Annotated in this window: 16 protein-coding genes; 7 read left to right on the top strand and 9 right to left on the bottom strand. The window is 62.2% G+C overall.

The features are described from left to right. The first annotated feature begins 2 nt into the window (after nt 1-2). On the top strand, nt 3-782 hold the full coding sequence (locus AB4N80_RS21815; RefSeq protein ID WP_122566347.1) for an amino acid ABC transporter ATP-binding protein: 780 nt from the start codon (nt 3-5) through the stop codon (nt 780-782). A gap of 42 nt (nt 783-824) precedes the next feature. Further along, nucleotides 825-2,435, top strand: coding sequence for a gamma-glutamyltransferase family protein (locus AB4N80_RS21810; protein WP_122566348.1), 1,611 nt, complete (start codon nt 825-827; stop codon nt 2,433-2,435). A gap of 9 nt (nt 2,436-2,444) precedes the next feature. Here the strand turns inward: AB4N80_RS21810 and AB4N80_RS21805 are convergent, their stop codons facing one another. Together AB4N80_RS21805 and AB4N80_RS21800 are read right to left on the bottom strand one after the other, a co-directional pair. Next, nucleotides 2,445-3,461 (bottom strand): NADP-dependent oxidoreductase, encoded by a 1,017-nt coding sequence (locus AB4N80_RS21805; protein WP_460078762.1) that lies wholly within the window; start codon nt 3,459-3,461, stop codon nt 2,445-2,447. A 90-nt stretch (nt 3,462-3,551) separates the two neighbouring features. Beyond that, entirely contained in the window at nt 3,552-4,340 is a 789-nt protein-coding gene (locus tag AB4N80_RS21800) for an SDR family NAD(P)-dependent oxidoreductase (RefSeq protein WP_122566350.1), read from the bottom strand. 166 nt (nt 4,341-4,506) lie between these two features. Here AB4N80_RS21800 and AB4N80_RS21795 point away from each other — a divergent pair, with 166 nt between their 5' ends. Next, a complete protein-coding gene (locus AB4N80_RS21795) occupies nt 4,507-5,094 on the top strand; it encodes a TetR/AcrR family transcriptional regulator (RefSeq protein WP_305470654.1) in 588 nt (195 codons plus the stop codon). A gap of 16 nt (nt 5,095-5,110) precedes the next feature. On the opposite strand, the gene AB4N80_RS21790 is transcribed toward AB4N80_RS21795, so the two are convergent. The 6 genes from AB4N80_RS21790 to AB4N80_RS21765 form a co-directional block, all read right to left on the bottom strand. Beyond that, a complete protein-coding gene (locus tag AB4N80_RS21790) occupies nt 5,111-6,103 on the bottom strand; it encodes a LacI family DNA-binding transcriptional regulator (RefSeq protein WP_122566352.1) in 993 nt (330 codons plus the stop codon). 75 nt (nt 6,104-6,178) lie between these two features. Beyond that, a complete protein-coding gene (locus tag AB4N80_RS21785) occupies nt 6,179-7,648 on the bottom strand; it encodes a glycoside hydrolase family 32 protein (protein ID WP_460078759.1) in 1,470 nt (489 codons plus the stop codon). 29 nt (nt 7,649-7,677) lie between these two features. Beyond that, a complete protein-coding gene (locus AB4N80_RS21780) occupies nt 7,678-8,817 on the bottom strand; it encodes an ABC transporter ATP-binding protein (protein ID WP_354336606.1) in 1,140 nt (379 codons plus the stop codon). Between the two features lie 31 nt (nt 8,818-8,848). Then, the gene (locus AB4N80_RS21775; protein WP_305470656.1) at nt 8,849-9,691 is read right to left on the bottom strand and encodes a carbohydrate ABC transporter permease; all 843 of its coding nucleotides are present in this window, start codon (nt 9,689-9,691) and stop codon (nt 8,849-8,851) included. Next, complete coding sequence (locus AB4N80_RS21770) at nt 9,688-10,650, bottom strand: carbohydrate ABC transporter permease (RefSeq protein ID WP_305470657.1); 963 nt, start codon at nt 10,648-10,650, stop codon at nt 9,688-9,690. Before AB4N80_RS21770 ends, AB4N80_RS21775 begins: the two co-directional genes overlap by 4 nt. Nucleotides 10,651-10,671: 21 nt before the next feature. After that, on the bottom strand, nt 10,672-11,946 hold the full coding sequence (locus AB4N80_RS21765; protein ID WP_122566357.1) for an ABC transporter substrate-binding protein: 1,275 nt from the start codon (nt 11,944-11,946) through the stop codon (nt 10,672-10,674). A gap of 169 nt (nt 11,947-12,115) precedes the next feature. Here AB4N80_RS21765 and AB4N80_RS21760 point away from each other — a divergent pair, with 169 nt between their 5' ends. Then, a complete protein-coding gene (locus AB4N80_RS21760) occupies nt 12,116-13,672 on the top strand; it encodes a carbohydrate porin (protein WP_122566358.1) in 1,557 nt (518 codons plus the stop codon). A gap of 496 nt (nt 13,673-14,168) precedes the next feature. Here the strand turns inward: AB4N80_RS21760 and kdgR are convergent, their stop codons facing one another. Further along, nucleotides 14,169-14,954: a DNA-binding transcriptional regulator KdgR gene (gene kdgR / locus AB4N80_RS21755; RefSeq protein ID WP_122566360.1), complete on the bottom strand. Its 786-nt coding sequence runs from the start codon at nt 14,952-14,954 to the stop codon at nt 14,169-14,171. A 153-nt stretch (nt 14,955-15,107) separates the two neighbouring features. On the opposite strand from kdgR, the gene AB4N80_RS21750 reads away from it, so the two are divergent. The 3 genes from AB4N80_RS21750 to AB4N80_RS21740 are packed head-to-tail and all read left to right on the top strand — an operon-like array spanning nt 15,108 to nt 18,411. After that, nucleotides 15,108-16,109, top strand: coding sequence for a sugar kinase (locus AB4N80_RS21750; RefSeq protein ID WP_460078753.1), 1,002 nt, complete (start codon nt 15,108-15,110; stop codon nt 16,107-16,109). A gap of 4 nt (nt 16,110-16,113) precedes the next feature. Beyond that, nucleotides 16,114-17,325, top strand: a complete 1,212-nt coding sequence (gene manD / locus AB4N80_RS21745; RefSeq protein ID WP_122566361.1) for a D-mannonate dehydratase ManD — start codon at nt 16,114-16,116, stop codon at nt 17,323-17,325. 54 nt (nt 17,326-17,379) lie between these two features. Then, on the top strand, nt 17,380-18,411 hold the full coding sequence (locus tag AB4N80_RS21740; protein WP_122566362.1) for a Zn-dependent oxidoreductase: 1,032 nt from the start codon (nt 17,380-17,382) through the stop codon (nt 18,409-18,411). Nucleotides 18,412-18,430 lie beyond the last annotated feature (19 nt).

The raw sequence follows: 18,430 nt of genomic DNA, 5'->3' as shown, positions 1-18,430 counted from the left end.
CCATGGCGCATAAAAGCGAAGAGCTGATCATCGAGGCGCTGGACGTTCATAAGTCCTTCGGTGAGCTGCAGATTCTCAAGGGCATCTCCCTGCAAGTGCGGCGCGGCGAAGTGGTGGTGCTGATCGGTGCGTCGGGCTCCGGCAAGACCACCTTCATCCGTTGCATCAATCTATTGGAGGATATCCAGGGCGGGCGCATCCGTGTCAATGGTCAGCCCATGGGCTATCGCGAACGGGCCGATGGCAGCCTGGTGCGTGAGTCGGAGCGCAACATCGCCCGGCAGCGGCGGGACATCGGCATGGTGTTCCAGCGCTTCAACCTGTTCCCCCACATGACCGCCCTGGAGAACATCATCGAGGCGCCGATCCAAGTGCTCGGTGTGACTCGCGCCGCCGCGTTGGAACAGGCCCGCGGATTGCTGGAGCGGGTCGGCCTGGCGGACAAGGCCGATCACTACCCCTCGATGCTCTCCGGCGGCCAGCAACAGCGGGTGGCGATTGCCCGGGCCCTGGCCATGAAGCCCCAGGCCATGCTGTTCGACGAACCCACCAGCGCCCTCGACCCGGAAACCGTTGGCGAGGTTTTGGAAGTGATGAAGGAGTTGGCCGAGGAGGGGATGACCATGGTCGTGGTGACCCATGAAATGGGCTTCGCCCGGGAAGTGGCCGACCGTGTGGTGGTCCTGGATCAAGGCGAGCTTATCGAGCAAGGGCCACCGGAGCAGATCTTCTGTCACCCCATTCACCCGCGCACCCGGGCTTTTCTCAGCCGCGTGTTGTGACGGTTCCCGGCCACCGAATTCCTGTATTGAAGAGTTTTTGCCATGCTGACATTTTCTGCCCACGAATACCCTTATCCATCGCAACGCCAGAGCGTCTTCGCCCGTCGGGGCATGGTCGCCGCGTCCCAGCCCCTGGCGGCCCAGGCGGGCATCGAGATCATGCAAAAAGGCGGCAATGCCATCGACGCCGCCATCGCCACGGCAGCGGCGCTGACGGTGGTGGAGCCCACGGGCTGCGGCATTGGCGGTGACGCCTTCGCCCTGGTCTGGTGCAAGGGCCAGTTACACGGCCTCAACGGCAACGGCCACGCACCGGCCGCCCTGAGCATCGAGGCGGTCAAGGCCGCCGGTCATGAGCAGATGCCGATCTATGGCTGGACACCGGTGACCGTCCCGGGCTGCCCGTCGGCTTGGGCCGAGTTATCCCGACGCTTTGGCAAGCTGCCCTTTGCCGAGCTGCTGCAACCGGCCATCAGCCTGGCCCGGGACGGCTTTGCGCTGTCGCCGGTGGTTGCCCATCAATGGCAGATCGCGGTGAACGAGTTCACGCCCCATCGCGATGCCGTCCTGGAGGCCTGGTTCGATACCTTTCTGATCGAAGGCCGGGCGCCACGGGCCGGGGAGATTTTCCGCAACCCGGCCCAGGCACGCACGCTTCAGGAACTGGCCGACACTGGCTGCGAAAGCCTTTATCGCGGTGCATTGGCCGAGCGCCTGGACGCCCATTCCCGGGCCAGCGGCGGTTACCTGCGGGCTTCGGACCTCAGGGACTATCGCGCCCAGTGGGTCGACCCCATCCACGTCAATTACCGAGGCGTGGATGTCTGGGAAATCCCGCCGAGCGGGCAGGGTCTGGTGGCCTTGATGGCCCTGAAGATCCTGGAAGGTTTCGATTTCGATCAGCGTGACAGCCAACAGACCTGGCATCGCCAACTGGAGGCGATGAAGTTGGCCTACAGCGACGGCCTGCACTACATCACCGACCCCCTGCACATGCGCGTGGCGGTGGCGGACCTGCTCAGCGATGACTACAGCGCCCGCCGGCGCGGGCAGATCAGCGAACAGGCCCAACCGCCCAAACCCGGCGACCCCCACGCCAGCGGCACGGTTTACCTGGCGACCGCGGATGGCGAGGGCAACATGGTCTCGTTCATCCAGAGCAACTACCACGGGTTCGGCTCCGGCGTGGTGCTGCCCGACAGCGGTATCGCCCTGCAGAATCGCGGACAGGAGTTCAGTCTCGATCCAACCCATGCCAACTGCCTGGCCCCGGGCAAGAAAACCTTTCACACCATCATTCCCGGGTTCCTGACCCGCAATGGCGAGGCCCTTGGCCCCTTCGGCGTGATGGGCGGCTACATGCAGCCCCAGGGGCATGTGCAGATGGTCATGAACCTGGTGGATTTCGGCCTGAACCCGCAAGCGGCCCTCGACGCACCGCGTTGGCAATGGCTGGGGGACATGAAGGTCGGGATTGAGCACGGCGCTTCACGGGACTTGGCCAATGCCCTGGCGCGACGGGGGCATGAGGTCCAGGTCGCCAGCGACCTGACCGACTATGGTCGCGGCCAGATCATCCTGCGCGACCCGGTCAGCGGTGTGCTGTGCGGTGGGACCGAACCCCGGGCGGATTCCCATATTGCTGTGTGGTGATGACCGGCTTCACTCATCGGCCATTCCTGAGTGAACCTTGATGACGATCTTGCCTTTGGCCCGTCCTTGTTCGACGTAGCCCAAGGCATCGGCCGTCGCGTCAACGGGGAAGGATCGGTCGACCACCGGCTTGAGGCTGCCGGACTCGACGAGCGTGGCGATCTCACGCAGTTGTGGACCACTGGCGCGCATGAACACGAAGGTGTAGCTCACACCTTTTCGGCGGGCCTTGCGGCGTATGCCGCTACTTAGCAGGCCTGTTATCAGCCGCAGCGACCAGGAAAACCCCTGGGCCTGGGCGAACTGCGCGGTGGGTGGCCCCGAGATGGAAATGAGCTGGCCACCGGGTTTGAGGATCTTCAGCGACTTTTCCAGTTCATCGGCGCCCAGGCTGTTCAACACGACGTCATAGTCCTGCAGAACGCTTGAGAAATCCTGCTGCTTGTAATCGATGACAACGTCCGCTCCCAGCGCTTTGACCCAGGGCACATTGGCGGTGCTGGTGGTGGTCGCAACGAAGGCGCCGAGGTGCTTGGCAAGCTGGATGGCAAGGGTGCCCACGCCACCGGAACCGGCCTGGATGAACACCTTTTGGCCTTTCTTCAACTGGGCGGTTTCAACCAGTACCTGCCAGGCTGTCAGGGCGACCAAGGGCAGGGCGGCGGCCTCTTCCATGCTGGTGTTTGCGGGTTTCAGGGCCAGGGCGTTTTCGTTCACTGCAATCTGTTCGGCGAAAGTGCCGATGTGTCCATCCGGGGCGCGGGCATAGACTTCATCCCCCGGTTTGAAATGCTGGACACGGGAACCCACCCGCATCACGACCCCGGCCACGTCATGCCCCAATACCAAGGGAAACGAGTAGGGCAGGATCAGCTTGAATTCGCCTTTGCGGATCTTTGCGTCCAGGACGTTGACGCTGGCGGCGTGCACGCGAACCAGGACGTCGTGGTCAGCCACTTCAGGGGCCGCTACCTCGCCGATCCGTCCACTGTGCTTGCCGTAGCGGTCGATTAAAAATGCCTTCATGGTGCTTTGTTCTCATAAGGGGAGCAGCAGGCTGGCCAGGCATCGAGACATCCGGCGCTGTCCTTCGCGCCGGCGCCGGCTAAACATCCATCACGCCAGGTCTTGATAGCGCTCGGCAACATGGGACTGCTTGATTTGCCCAAGCAGGCCTTGGCGTGCGGCCTGCAAGGCATCCCAGCGTGCCTCTTCCTGCAACGGCGGGATGGTCACCGGCTCGCGGCGATCAAAACCGACCAGCGCGGCGTCGACCAGGTCACCGACTTCCATGACTTCGCTCAGGGTGTTGATATCGATGCCCGCGCGCTCCCAGATCTCGGTACGGGTGGCGGCCGGCAGGACGGCTTGTACGTAGACGCCTTTAGGCGACAGTTCCAGGCTGAGGCCCTGGGAGAGAAACAACACGAACGCCTTGGTCGCGCCATAGACCGACATGCCGAATTCCGGTGCCAGGCCGACCACGGAACCGATGTTGATGATCGCGCCGTCACCCGCTTTGACCAGGCGCGGAGCGATGGCGCTCGCCAGCCGGACCAGCGCGGTGGTATTGAGCGAGACAAGGTGCGCGACGCTGTCGGTGGACTGCTCGATGAAGCTGCCGGACTGGGCGGCGCCGGCGTTGTTGACCAGGATGCCGATGCTGGCGTCGTCCCGCAGTCGGGCTTCGACGGTTGTCAGATCGCTGATCTGGGTCAGGTCGGCCTGGAGAATGTCGACGGTAACGCTGTGTTCGCTGCGCAGCTTGGCGGCCAGGGCTTGCAGGCGCGCGCCGTCGCGGGCCACCAGGACGAGGTTGTGTCCGCGTTGAGCAAAGCGCTGGGCATAGACCGCGCCGATGCCGGTGGAAGCGCCAGTGATAAGAACGGTTGTGCGAGTGTCCATGGGTGATTCTCTTCTTCAAGGATGGATGGGTCAGTCATGCGCACTGGATTGCTCGTGGCTTGTTATTAGGATGATGATCGAAATCTAAACTGTCAACGAATTTGATTATGCTCGACATCTATGTATGATGTGAGCATGATTTTGAGCAGCACCAAGGAGTGAAAAAATGCGGGTAACCAAGGCCCAGGCCCAGGCAAATCGGGAGCACATCGTCGAGACGGCCTCTGTCTTGTTTCGCGAGCGCGGCTTTGACGGTGTGGGTGTTGCGGATCTGATGGCGGCCGCTGGGTTCACCCATGGCGGCTTCTACAAACATTTTGGGTCCAAGGCTGACCTGATGGCCGAAGCGGCGGCGAGCAGCCTTGCGCAATCGCTGACCGACAGCGCAGACATCGACGTGCCTGCGTTCGTCAATCTTTACGTGTCCAGGAATCACCGTGACGCCCCGGGCGGCGGTTGCACCCTGGCGGCACTGTGCGGGGACGCTGCCCGTCAATCGCCCGAGCTGAAGGTGACGTTTGCCAGCGGCATCGAAAATATGCTGGCGGCGCTCGAAAGCCGGTACGAGACCGGGCAAGATGTGGCGCAGGAAGAGGTCAGGGCGAAGATGCTCGACATGTTGGCCCATGCCGTCGGCGCGATCATGTTGTCGCGGGCCTGCCCGGACGATTCCGCGCTGGCCGATGAAATCCTCGAGATTTGCCGCGCCCGGATCATCACCTCACTGCCGCCATCGCCCGCGCAGCAGCCTTGACGGATAACGGTTGGCCTTATAGCGATGCCCTGACCACCAACGGGCAATCCACCGGCTGGGCGCCCGACACTTCAAGGCTCTCGATCAGATGTCGGGCCGCCTGGCGACCGATCTCGTAGTACGGCAGTTGGACCGTGGTCAGCGGCGGCATGAACAGTTCGGCGATGCCGATCATGTTGTCATAGCCCAGCACCGCGACATCATCAGGGATTTTCAAGCCACGGCCCAACAGCAGTTGATAGGCACAAAAGGCAATGCGGTCGTTGCCGCAGACCAGGATGTCAAATTGCGGACGGCCGTCGACGATATGCCGGTCGAGAATGGCGGCGGTTTCACCGTAGGCGTCGTGATCGGAAAGGTCGTATTGCAAAAGTGCTTCAGGCGCCAGCCCGAATGCCTGGCAGGCGCGTTGCAGGCCTTGTTGGCGCAGGCGCCAGGCAACACTCTTCCTGGGTAAATTGATACACAGCGGGCGCCGATAGCCTTGGCTCAAGGCATGATGCACGGCGCGATACTGCCCGGCCTCATCATCCGGTACATAACTGACCAGTTGGCGGTCATCGGCCAGGCAATTGGCGAGTACCAGCGGCTTGCTCTTGAGACGCTCGGGAATGCTCACCTGGCGCAACCCCATGGCACTGAAGATCAAGCCGTCGGGGCGGTGCGACAGCATCAGGTCGATGTTCTGGTCGGTGGGCGGGTTGCTCAGCAGGTTGAGGATGAAGACGTTCCAGCCAGCCTGCTGCGCAGTCTGTTCGATGGACAGCAGCAACTCAACGGCGAATGGCGTGGTGGCGGTGTCCAGTGCGAACACACCGATGGTGCGCGCCTGCAGGTTGTCGCCGCGCATTCGGCGCGCCGACAGGCTCGGTACGAATTGCAGTTCATCAATGGCGCGACGTACCCGCTGAAGGGTTTCGGGGCTCAGTTTTTCCGGCGTGTTGAGCGCGCGCGAAACCGTCATCAGGGATACGCCGGCCAGCTGTGCAACGTCTTTCACGGAAGTCATGCGAAGTGCGGCCAGTCAGGTTGACGCAGAATCATGACACAGCGCCCGGGCTTCTCGCGACTCGAATGACGTGACTCACAGCCAACCCGAGCCCAGGGGCCAGGCGTTGGCAATGGCGACGCGCCCGCCAGTCCCGCTCGCCAGCAGCTTCACCCCGAGGCTGTCGGGCCGCGGATAGAGGCGACTGCTGAGGCTGAAGCGGCCGCTTTCTTCAAATACCTCGATGGATGACCGATCGAGAAACACCCGCAGGTGCAATTGCGTTTGCGCCTGCTCGATCGACACACTGCGCTGGCCGCTCACTTGCGCACCCGAGCGGCTGCGATCGAGCACCAGGCGCTGCAGTGACGCGTCGTAGTACAGCAGGGTTTGTTCTTGCTCATCGGCACTGCAGCGCAAGGCGATGCCCAACTGACCTTCGGTGCAACCGAGCAGGTCCAGTTGCACATGGATTTCCAGCCGGTCGCCCGTCACTTGCGGCACCCAGCGACTGCCGGACTCGGCCCATGGCGCGACGCTCGGCAAGGGCGCCTGGCGCAGCGCAACCAGTTCCCGCGCCGGAAACACGCCAAGGTGATCACCCTGCAGTTCCAGCTCGCGGGGCAAGCCGAGCATGCCGCACCAGTGATGGGCCTGGCTCGGCATCGGGCTTTCCCACATGTCCAGCCAGGCCCACACCAGGCGCCGACCGTCAGCGGCCACCAAGGTTTGCGTGGCATAGAAATCGTGACCGTTATCCAGCTCGATGAACGGCCCGCCGCTGAAGTGCCATTCGCTGTCGAGGTGGCCAATGCGATAACCGGTCTGGTACTTGTTGAGTCGTTCGTAACCCGCCGATTGCATGCCCTGGGGGGAGTACAGCAGTACGTCGCGTCCATCGAGGCGAAACAGGTCCGGGCATTCCCACATGTAGCCATCGCCGTCAGTGCCGCTGGACACGTAGTCGAGGAACTCCCAGGCGCGCAGGTCGGTGGAGCGGTACAGCGGCAGCAGCGGCGTGTCGCCCAGGCGTGCCCCGGCAATCAGGTACCAATAACCATCCTCCTGCCAGACCTTGGGGTCGCGAAAGTGCATGATCGCTGCTTGCGGTGCGTCCTCGATGACCGCGCCCTGCTTGGCGAACCGGACGCCGTCGACACTGGTGGCCAGGCACTGGACCTGGCGGATGAAGCGTTCGTCACCCACCTCTCCCAACCAGGTGTGGCCGGTGTAGATCAGCGCCAGGGTGTCGCCACACACCACCGCGCTACCGGAAAAACAGCCGTCGCGGTCGAAGTCGTCGCCCGGCGCGAGGGCAATGGGCAGGTGCTGCCAATGCACCAGGTCGGCGCTCTTGGCGTGGCCCCAGTACATCGGGCCCCATTTGGCGTCGAAGGGGTGGTGTTGGTAGAACACGTGGTACTCGCCCCGAAAAAACACGACTCCGTTAGGGTCGTTCATCCATCCCGTGGGCGGGGCTAGATGATAGTCGGGTCGATAATCGTGGATCAGACGAGACAGGCCATCACTCAGGGCCTGCTGCGCACGTTCAAGAGAGGCGGGCATGGGATTGCTCAGGGTATTCAAAGACACAGTCATAGGGCGCCCGCATGTGCCGGGCGCGGGGCGATGTCATCGGGCAGGCTGTCGATGGCGTGGCGCTTCAACGCCGTGCCGTGCGCGTCGAACAGGTGCAGGTTGTCGATATCCAGTTGCAGTTCGACCCGATCGCCCACCCGCCATCCGGCGTTGACCTCGCAACGACAGACCATGGGGTCGTCCTGGCCGGTATCGAGGTGCACATAGGTCTCACTCCCGAGGTATTCGACCCCGCTCACCACGAGGCCGGCCGTTCCCTGTGCCGGCTTGAGGGCGACATGTTCCGGACGAATCCCCAGGCTCAGTTGCGCATTCTCTGCCAGACCCGAGCTGTCGAAGGGTAGGGATGTCATGCCCAACACCAGGCTCTCAACCTGGCTGGTTTCGCCTGGCGTATGCAGGAATGCAGCGATGAAATTCATCCTCGGTGAGCCCAGGAAACCGGCGACAAAACGGCTGGCCGGACGCTCATAGAGTTCCCGCGGCGAGCCGACCTGCTCGATGCGACCGCCATTGAGCACGACAATCTTGTCGGCCAGGGTCATCGCTTCGACCTGATCGTGGGTCACGTAGATCATGGTCGAGCCCAGTCGCCCGTGCAGCCGGGCGATTTCGTTGCGCATCTGCACGCGCAAGGAGGCGTCGAGGTTGGACAGTGGCTCGTCGAACAACAGGATGTCCGGCTCCCGCGCCATGGCCCGGCCCATGGCCACGCGCTGGCGCTGGCCGCCCGACAGTTCCCGTGGCTTGCGTTGCAGCAGTTTGTCCAATTGCAGGATCTGCGCGGTTTTCAGCACCCGTTCGCGCAGGCTGGCTTTTTCGGTCTTGGCCAGCTTGAGGCCAAAGCTGATGTTGTCGTAGACGCTCATGTGCGGGTACAGCGCATAGGACTGGAACACCATGCCGACACCACGCTCGCGCGGCTCCAGGTCGTTGACCCGACGTCCGTCGATCAGCAGGTCGCCGCCACAAATCGAATCCAGCCCGGCAATCAGCCGCAGCAGGGTCGACTTTCCGCAGCCCGAAGGGCCGACGAAGACCACGAATTCGCCGGCCGAGATTTCCAGGCTGACGTCACGAAGAATGCGTGCGCCGCCCAATTGTTTGTTCACGTTGTCCAGCTTCAACTTGATCACGATGCTGTTCCTTTCTTGTCTGTGTTGGGCCTCAACCCTTTAACGCACCGGCAGTGAGGCCGGAAACGATGCGGCGCTGGAAGATCAGCACCAGAATCACCAATGGCACCGTGACCAGCACCGACGCCGCCATCAACAGGCCCCAAGGCAACTCATGGGGGCTGCCACCGGAAATCAGCGCGATGGCGACCGGGACCGTGCGTTGCGAGTCGGTCAGGGTGAAGGTCAGGGCGAAGAGGAACTCGTTCCACGCGGCGATGAAGGCCAGAAGGCCAGTGGTGACCAGTGCCGGCCAGAGCAGCGGCAACAGCACGCGGGTCAGCGTGACCCAGGGTGACGCACCGTCCATGATGGCGGCCTCTTCCAGCTCATGAGGCAACTGCCCCATGAAGGTGGTCAGCACCCAGACGGTGAAGGGCAGGGTGAAAATCGTGTAGCTCAGGATCAACGCCCAGGAGGTGTTGTACAGGCCCAGGGCACGGATCACCTCGAACAATCCCGACAGCACCGCGACTTGGGGAAACATCGAGACACCGAGGACCATCATCAACACCGGGCCGCGTCCGCGGAACTTCACCCGGCCCAAGGCATACGCGGCGGTCAGGCTGAGGAACAGCGCCAGCGTGACCACGCACAGCGCCACCACCAGCGAGTTGCCGATGGCCCGCAGGAACGAGGCTTGGTTGAGCACGGCGGCATAGTTGGAGAAGTCCGGTTTATCGATCCAGTAGCTCACCTGGAACAAGGCGCTGGACGGTTTGAGCGACGTCACGATGGCGTAGTAGAACGGGAAGACTGCATACACCAGCAAGATCCCGATCAGGCACCAGAACCCGAGGCGCAACAGGGCTTTTTTCAGCAGGCGCGGGCTCATGAGCGGACCTCCAGCTGACGACGTCCGAGGTACAGATAAACCATGGCGATCACCGCAACGACCAGGAACAGCAAGGTCGAGGCGGCGCTGCCGTAACCGACGTCCTGGAATTCCACCAGGTGCTGGCGGGCATAGACCGACATGCTCATGGTGCTCGACGAGTTCGAGGTCAGCACGTAGATGACGTCGAACACCCGCAGGGAATCGAGGATCCGGAAGATCGCCGCCACCAACAAGGCCGGCATCAGCAGCGGCAGGGTGACCCGCCAGAACACTTTCACCGGGTGAATGCCATCGACCCTGGCGGCTTCGTAGCAATCGCTGGGCAGCATCTGCAAGGCCGCCAGCATCAGCAGGGTGACGAAAGGCACGGTCTTCCAGACGTCGACGATGATCACCGCCCACATCGACAGGTCCGCGTCGGCGGTCCAGGCCAGGGGCGCGTCGATCAGGCCGAGGCCGAGCATCAGGTGATTGATGATGCCGAACTGGTCGTTGAGCATCCATGACCAGATTTTCGCCGAGACGATGGTCGGGATCGCCCAGGGAATCAGGATCAACGCTCGCACCAGGGCGCGTCCGCTGAACTGGACGTTGAGCAGCAACGCCACCAGCAGCCCCAGGACGATTTCCAGCCCCACCGACACCACGGTGAAATGCAAGGTGTTGCGCACCGCATTCCACCACTGTGGATCGACGAGCAGGCCTGACCAACCGGCACTGCTGTGAAACAGATAATTGCTCAAACCGACAAAGGTCGCATCGCCGGTGTCGGCCAGGCTGGCGTCGGTCAGGCTGAACCAGAAGGTGCGCAACAGCGGCCAGGCCGCCACCAGCGCCAGGCACAGCAGCATCGGGGTCAGGAACAGCCAGGCGGCGCGAACACGACGGCGTTGTACCGGCGTTTCCCGGGTGAGCAGGTACTCGTCGTCGGGGACGAGTGTGGTGGAGACAGACATGGTGATTTCCTTCCGTGTGGCTTACCAGTTCCGGCGTTTGATCCGCGTCAGTTCGCTTTCCAGCTCGGCCAGGGCCTGATCCACTGGCCGCTCGCCCGCCAGCACGCCGTGCACTTGATCGAAGAAGGCATTGGAGACCCGTGGATAGCGATCGGCGGTGATCGAGGCGGGGCGCATGACCCCATCGTTGAGAATGCTGTGCAGTTGGCTGTAGTAAGGCATGGCTGCGAGCAGTTCGGGATCCTGGTAGAGCGACTCGATCACCGGGTTGTAGGCGCCAACCAGGGCGCGGTGTTTCTGCTGTTGGGCGCTGCTCAGGTAGCTCACCAGTTCTGCGGCGAGCTTGGGGTTGGCGCTGTAGCGCGACACCGCCAGGCCCCAGCCGCCGAGGGTCGACGCGTGGGTGCCGGTCGCGCCGCCGCGGGGCAGGGGCGCGACGCCGACCTTGTCTTTGACGGCGCTGTCCTGGCTTTGCACCAGGGCCCAGACATACGGCCAGTTACGCATGAACAGCGCGTTGCCGGACTGGAAGACGCCACGTCCTTCTTCCTCGGTGTAATTGAGCACGCCACGGGGGGCGATGTCTCCGACCCAGCTTTTGGCCAGGGTCAACGCCGCCCTTGAGGCCTGGCTGTTGACGACGATATCGCCTTGCGCGTTGACCAGCCCACCTTGCGGTTGGCTGCTGATCCACTCCAAGGCATTGCACGTCAGGCCTTCATAGGCGCGGCCCTGGAATACATAACCCCAGGCATTGGCGTTCCCGGCATCGCGCTCGGCTTGCTGGACAGCCTTGGCGGTGGTCGTCATTTCTTCCCAGGTCTGGGGCACGGGCTTGTTGTATTTCTCGAGCAAGTCCTTGCGGTAGTACAACAGGCCCGAGTCGGTGAACCACGGCATGGTCACCAGGCGTCCGTTCACCGTGGCGTTATCCACCTGGGCCTGGAAGTAACCCTGGGTGGCATCGGCAGGAAGTACCTCGCGCAGGTCCATCAAATGCTTGGCCAGCATGCCCGGCCACACCATGTCGATCTGGATGATGTCGATGTCGCTGGATTGGGCACTGAGGATCTGTTGGTAGAACGATAACCGTTCGGTCGCGGAGTTCGGCGTGGAAACCACTTCGACGCTATTGCCGGTCTGCTTCGACCACGCTTCGACGGCCTCTTTGCACAGTTGCAATTCGGCACCCACGGCACCGCAGGAAATCGTCAGGTTGGCGGCCGTCGACAGGGCTGGAAACCCGACGCAAAGGCCGAGCAGCGCCGCTGGAAGGAGCGATTTGAGCTGTTTCATAAAGCCCTCTTTATTTTTGTTTTTAGAAAAGTTAACGTTAACATCGCCAAATGTAGCAGTGTATTTGCGATGAGGCATCCTTTTTTTCCTCTGGTTTGACAATTCAGAACCAGGGCGAAAAAGGCCGGTCGCGGCAGCAGAACAATAAAAACAAAACAGGGAAATTCACATGCAGAAAGCATCAAGCTGGCTATTCGCAAGCGTGCTCGGCGTCTCGGCGACCACTTCTCAGGCCGCGACGCTGGAAGAGCGCATGGCCGCCTTCGAGGCCCGTGCCAGCGCAGCGGAAAAACGTGCAGCCGCCGCCGAACAACAAACCCAGGCACTCGCCAGGGAACTGCAGCAACTCAAACTCGCCACGCCCGCCCCGCAACCGACAGTGTCCGCCGTTGCGACACCCACACTCGATGCTCGTCTGGCAAAACTCGAAGCCCGCCAGCAAAGCACGGAAAAGCAGGGCAGTGGTGCGCACCTTACCGACGGTTTCAGCTTCAAGGGCTACGCCCGCTCCGGCTTGCTGATCAACGATGGGCTGGGCGGTGGGCGCGGCGGTCCGTACACCACCCCGGCCGGTTCCGTCGGTGGCGCTGTCGGGCGACTCGGTAACGAGGACGACACCTACATGCGCATCGACCTGTCGAAAGAGCTGTACGCGCAGAACGGCACCCGCTCCAAATTCACGGTGTCCATCGCCGATGGCGTGGAGAGCTCCAACGATTGGACCGCCGAGGAAAGCAACCTGAACGTGCGCCAGGTGTTCACCGAGCTCGATCACCTGGCGGCATTCAAGGGCAACGCGATGTTCGAAAATTCCACCCTGTGGGCTGGCAAGCGCTTCGACAGGGACAATTTCGACATCCACTGGTTGGACTCTGACGTGGTCTATCTGGCCGGCACCGGGGGTGGCATCTACGACGTGCAGATGACCAAGGACTGGCGCTCGAACTATTCGTTGATCGGTCGCAACTACGGGGATTTCAGCGAGGGCGGTGTCAATGCCGATGTGGAAAGCTACATCCTGACGTCCAACCAGTTTTTCGACGGTGGGCAATGGCAGTGGATGTTCAACGCCATAGGCTCGAAGAAAAACGACTTTGGCACTCGCACCAATGAAGCGAGACTGGCGCCGGCCGATTCCGGTTTGCACAGCATGGTCGCCAATCACCAGAAAAACTTTTTCGGTCGCGAAGGCTTCTTCAAGACGGCGCTGCTCTATGGCCAGGGGTTGGGGGCTGAGGTCAAGAACGTCGGCGCCGATGGCGAATTGATCGACGATGCCCGTGCGTTGCGTGTGGCGTTGTACGGCGAAACGCCTCTGGCGCCCAACTGGCGCATCGGCCCGAGCTTGCTGGCCGAGCAAAGCAAGGATCGCTACGTCAAGGGCGACGACTACCGTTGGATGACCCTGAACGTGCGGTTGGCCAACGAAATCAACAGCAATTTCGAGATGGCCTACGAGATGAGCTGGCAAACCATGCAGCTCGATCCCAAGGGTTACCTGCAACGCAATGCGGTCGACGGTAACTTCTGGAAGTTTACGGTCGCCCCGACCTTCAAGCCCGACTTGGGCGATCTGCTCACGCGTCCTGAGCTGCGTCTGTTCGCCAGCGTCATGAACTGGTCGTCGGACCTGGACAGGTACAGCAGCACGGACTCCTTCGGCAAGACCGACTTCAACGCCGGCGGCACCTGGCAGTACGGCCTCCAGATGGAAACCTGGTTCTGATGCCAGCCCGTTGAAACCTGAAGATGGCGGGGTGTCAGTCGACATGGATTTTGTTGACTGGGTACATATCCGTTGCTGCGGTAACCGCTACTTAGGGTTCCGCCCTTACGGCGGCTCACTTTTTTTCAGACGCCAAAAAAAGTAAGCAAAAAAGGCTTGCCCCACCACTCGGTGCCTCGCCTAGGCTCGGCATGCCCGAACGAAGGCATTGCTCCGTGGGCCCGCCGCGAAGGGCCATCCATGGCCCAGCGCGGCTATCCCGGCATCCATGCCGGGATGCCCACTCCACAATGCCTGCGTTCGGCCATCGTGGTTAACGGGGCCTCCAGATCAAAAGCAAAAGCGAGGCGGCCTGACAGCCGACCTGTCTCTCCTGCCGTACCCCGATCCAACTGTGGGAGCGGGCTTGCTCGCGAAAGCGGTGGATCAGTTTGCAGTGATGTTGGATGTGCTGACGCCATCGCGAGCAAGCTCGCTCCCACATGGGACTTTGTGCTTACCCCCGCGCATGCCAGCCCAACTGGCTTGAAATCTGTTGAGTAGCTTGCATCAGTTGCTTGACGTAGTCCTGCTTCAGCTCTTCCCGGAAGCGAAAGCACGGGAATGAAACGCTCATCCCGCCGATCACATGGCCGAAACGGTCGCGGATCGGTGCCGCCAGGCAACGCATGTTGTCTTCGAACTCTTCATGGTCCTCGGCATAACCCTGCTGGCGAACAATCTCCAGTTCCTGCAGATACGCCTCGACGCTGGTCAGGGTATTGGCCGTGCGGCGCTCGAAGCTCTCCTGCTCCAGGTGGGTCAGTAACTCGTCTTCTTCAAGCCAGGCCATCAGCACCTTGCCGATGCCGGTGCAGTACAACGGCGCCCGTCGGCCGATCCGCGAGTACATGCGCAGGTTGTATTTGGAGTCGATCTTGTGCACGTAGACGATGCTGCCTTCGTCGAGAATCCCCAGGTGGACAGTCTCGCCGGTCAGCTCGTTGATCCGCCGCATGCCCGGCTCCGCTTCCCGGACGATGTCCAGGTGGGGCAGGGCCTGGGCGCCCAGTTCGAACAGCCGGACGCTGAGGCGATAGCGATCCTCGGCGTCCTGCACCACATACCCACGGGCCTTGAGCGACTGCAGGAAGCGATAAACCGTGGCCTTGGACATGTCCAGTTTGGTGGCGATTTCCGACACGCCGCTTTCTTCCGGATGCTCGGCCAGTGCCTCGAGCACGGCCATGGTCCGGCCCACCGCCGACACCAGATCGTTGTTGGGAATGACGCTGTTGTCCATGAAGGCTCCAACGTGAAAGTAAAACCCAAGGATATACGCAAGCAGAACAAAACGCTGTTTCATTTTTACTTGACGAGGCCGGGAATCTGACTAGACTCGGGCCTTGAGATAAAAATGAAACGCCGTTTTAAAAACAAGAAAGGCGCGTTGATTATGGATTTGACGCTTGACCATGGCCCGCAGACCCGCTTCGCCCGTCCGTTGAAAGTGGCGTTGGTGGGGGAATGCATGATCGAGATGCGCGGTGAGCCGGGTGCTGCGATCACGCAGACATTCGGTGGCGATACGCTCAACACCGCGGTCTACCTGGCCCGATTGAATCCCCGCAGCGCGGTGACCGTGGACTACATGACGGCCGTGGGCAGCGATGCGTTCAGCGTCGCCATGCGCCGGTCCTGGCTGGACGAGGGGATTGGTGATGCCCATGTCCGCGTGATCGAAGACGCGCTGCCGGGGCTGTATTTCATCCAGACCGATCCACACGGCGAGCGACGTTTCCTCTACTGGCGCGGGGAAGCGGCGGCGCGGCGCATGTTCGAGGGCCCCGAGGCCGACGCCATGCTCGATGCGCTGGCCGATTACGACTACGTCTACCTGAGCGGCATCAGCCTGGCGATCCTCACACCAGAAGGGCGCCAACGCTTGATCCAAGCCCTGCATAGGGCTCGTCGGGCAGGCACGCGCATCGTCTTCGACAACAATTACCGCCCTCATCTTTGGCCTGATCCCGAAACGGCCCGGCAGGCCTACTGCGACCTGTTGCGCCTGACCGACGTGGCCCTGGTCACCTGGGAAGATGACGCGACCCTGTTCGGCTATCACGACCCTGACGCCTTGTTCAGTACCTACGCCCAGATGGGCGTGCGCGAAGTTGCCCTCAAACGTGGCGCCGCCAGCTGCTTGATCCAGTGCCCGACAGGGCGTTTCGAGGTGCCCGCGCGAACCGTTTCCCATGTCGTCGACACCACCGCTGCCGGTGATTCGTTCAGCGCCGCCTACCTGGCCTGTCGCCTGCGCGGCGGCGATCCGGAGCAGGCCGCCCGCTGGGGCCATCGCCTGGCGGCCCAGGTCGTCCAATACCGGGGCGCGCTGATTCCCCAGGCGGCCATGCCGAACATGGGCACGTCCTCACTTCCTTCTGTTGCACAGGTCTGACTTTATGAAAATCGTTGAAGCGCGCGTCATCGTCACCTGCCCGGGCCGCAACCTGGTCACCTTGAAAATCGTCACCGATGAAGGCCTCTACGGCATCGGCGATGCCACCTTGAATGGCCGCGAACTGGCGGTGGTCGCTTACCTGGAAGAACACGTCCTGCCCGCGCTGATTGGCCGCGACGCCCACCGCATCGAGGACATCTGGCAGTACCTGTATCGCGGTGCATACTGGCGCCGGGGACCGGTGACCATGACCGCCATCGCTGCCGTCGACGTGGCGCTGTGGGACATCAAGGCCAAGGCCGCGAACATGCCGTTGTACCAGTTGCTCGGCGGCAAGAGTCGCGAGCGGGTGATGGTCTACGGGCATGCCACCGGCAAGGACATCGAAGGCTGCCTGGACGAAGTCGCCCGTCACGTCGAGCTGGGCTACAAAGCCGTGCGTGTGCAATGTGGCGTGCCCGGCATTGCCACCACCTATGGCGTCGCCAAGCGCAGCGGTGAGCGTTATGAACCGGCCGACAGCGACCTGCCCGCTGAACACGTCTGGGACACCGCCAAGTACCTCAACTACGTGCCCAAGCTGTTCGCCGCCGTGCGCGAGCGCTTTGGTGATGACCTGCATATCCTCCACGATGTACACCATCGCCTGACGCCCATCGAAGCTGGGCGCCTGGGCAAGGCCGTGGAACCGTACAACCTGTTCTGGCTGGAAGACTGCACGCCAGCGGAAAACCAGCAGAGTTTTCGCCTGATCCGCCAACACACCACCACGCCCCTGGCGGTGGGCGAGGTGTTCAATTCCATCCATGACTGCCGCGAGTTGATCCAGGAGCAGTTGATCGACTACATCCGCACGACGCTGGTGCATGCCGGCGGCATCACCCATGTGCGACGCATTGCCGATTTCGCCGCGCTGTTCCAGGTGCGCACCGGTTTTCACGGCGCCACCGACCTGTCACCGGTGTGCATGGGCGCGGCCCTGCATTTCGATACGTGGGTGCCCAACTTCGGCATCCAGGAACACATGCCGCACGAAGACCGCATCGATGAAGTCTTTCCCCATGCCTATCGCTTCGAGGACGGCCACTTCACCCCGGGCGAAACACCGGGGCATGGCGTCGACATCAATGAAGACCTTGCCCGTCAATACCCCTACAAACGCGCCAGCCTGCCGGTCAACCGTCTTGAAGACGGCACGCTGTGGCATTGGTGAAGCGGTTCCAACTATTTGAGGAAACGGGGCGAACGTCCCGTCAGGAGTGACCCGATGAAAGCGTTTCAGGTAAGAGCACCCTTTGAATTCGGTCTGGCCCAGGTCGACCGGCCCGAAGTCGCCCCCGGCGAGGTCCAGGTCGATGTGGCGTACGCCGGCATCTGTGGCTCGGATATGCACATCATTCACGGGCAGAACGCATTCGTGCGTTTCCCCCGGGTCACCGGCCATGAGTTTTCCGGGGTGATCCGGCAAGTCGGTGAAGGTGTCACGCACCTGCAGGTGGGCGACCGGGTGTGCGTCGATCCGGTGATCAGTTGCGGCACTTGTTATCCCTGCCGCATTGGCCGGCCCAACGTCTGCACGCGGCTGCAAGTGATCGGCGTGCATCGCGACGGTGGTTTCAGCGAGCAGGTTTGCGTACCGGCCGAGAATGCGCACCGCTTGCCCGATTCGATGTCCCTCAGCCACGGCGCCCTGGTCGAGCCTTATTCCATTGCCCTGAACGTGCTCGATCGCATGCAGCCGCAACCGGGCGACAGCGTGTTGATCTACGGCGCCGGGGTGATCGGCCTGACCCTGGTGCAGATGGCCAAGGCTTTGGGGATGACTGACATCACCGTCACCGATGTCATCGACAGCCGCCTGGAGACGGCGCGGGCCCTGGGCGCCAGTCGGACCCTCAACGGCCAGCAAGTCGATGTCGAAGCGGTGATGCGTGAGCTGACTCAAGGCGAAGGCGTGCCATTGATTGTCGATGCCGCCTGCATCCCGGCGCTGATGCCGCAGATGGTGCGCCTGGCCTCGCCGGCTGGGCGCATCGGATTGCTGGGCTTCACTGCCACGCCCAGTGATCTGGTGCAGTTGGAAATGATCAAGAAGGAACTGACCCTGGTAGGTTCGCGGCTCAACAACCGCAAGTTCCCCCGGGTGATCGAACTGATTGCCAGCGGCCAGTTGCAGGTCCAGGACCTGATCAGTCATCGCGTCACCTTCGACGAAATGCCCGGCGCCATCGACCTCATTGAAAAACACCCCGAGCAAACCCGAAAAGTGCTGGTGGAGCTGACGAACGCCCATCCCTGAGCCGTCGGTATCACCGGTT

The organism is Pseudomonas sp. H3_A02, assembly GCF_054671965.1.
The sequence above is the reverse complement of the archived record's forward strand: the minus strand, read 5'-3'. Positions and strand labels throughout refer to the sequence as shown.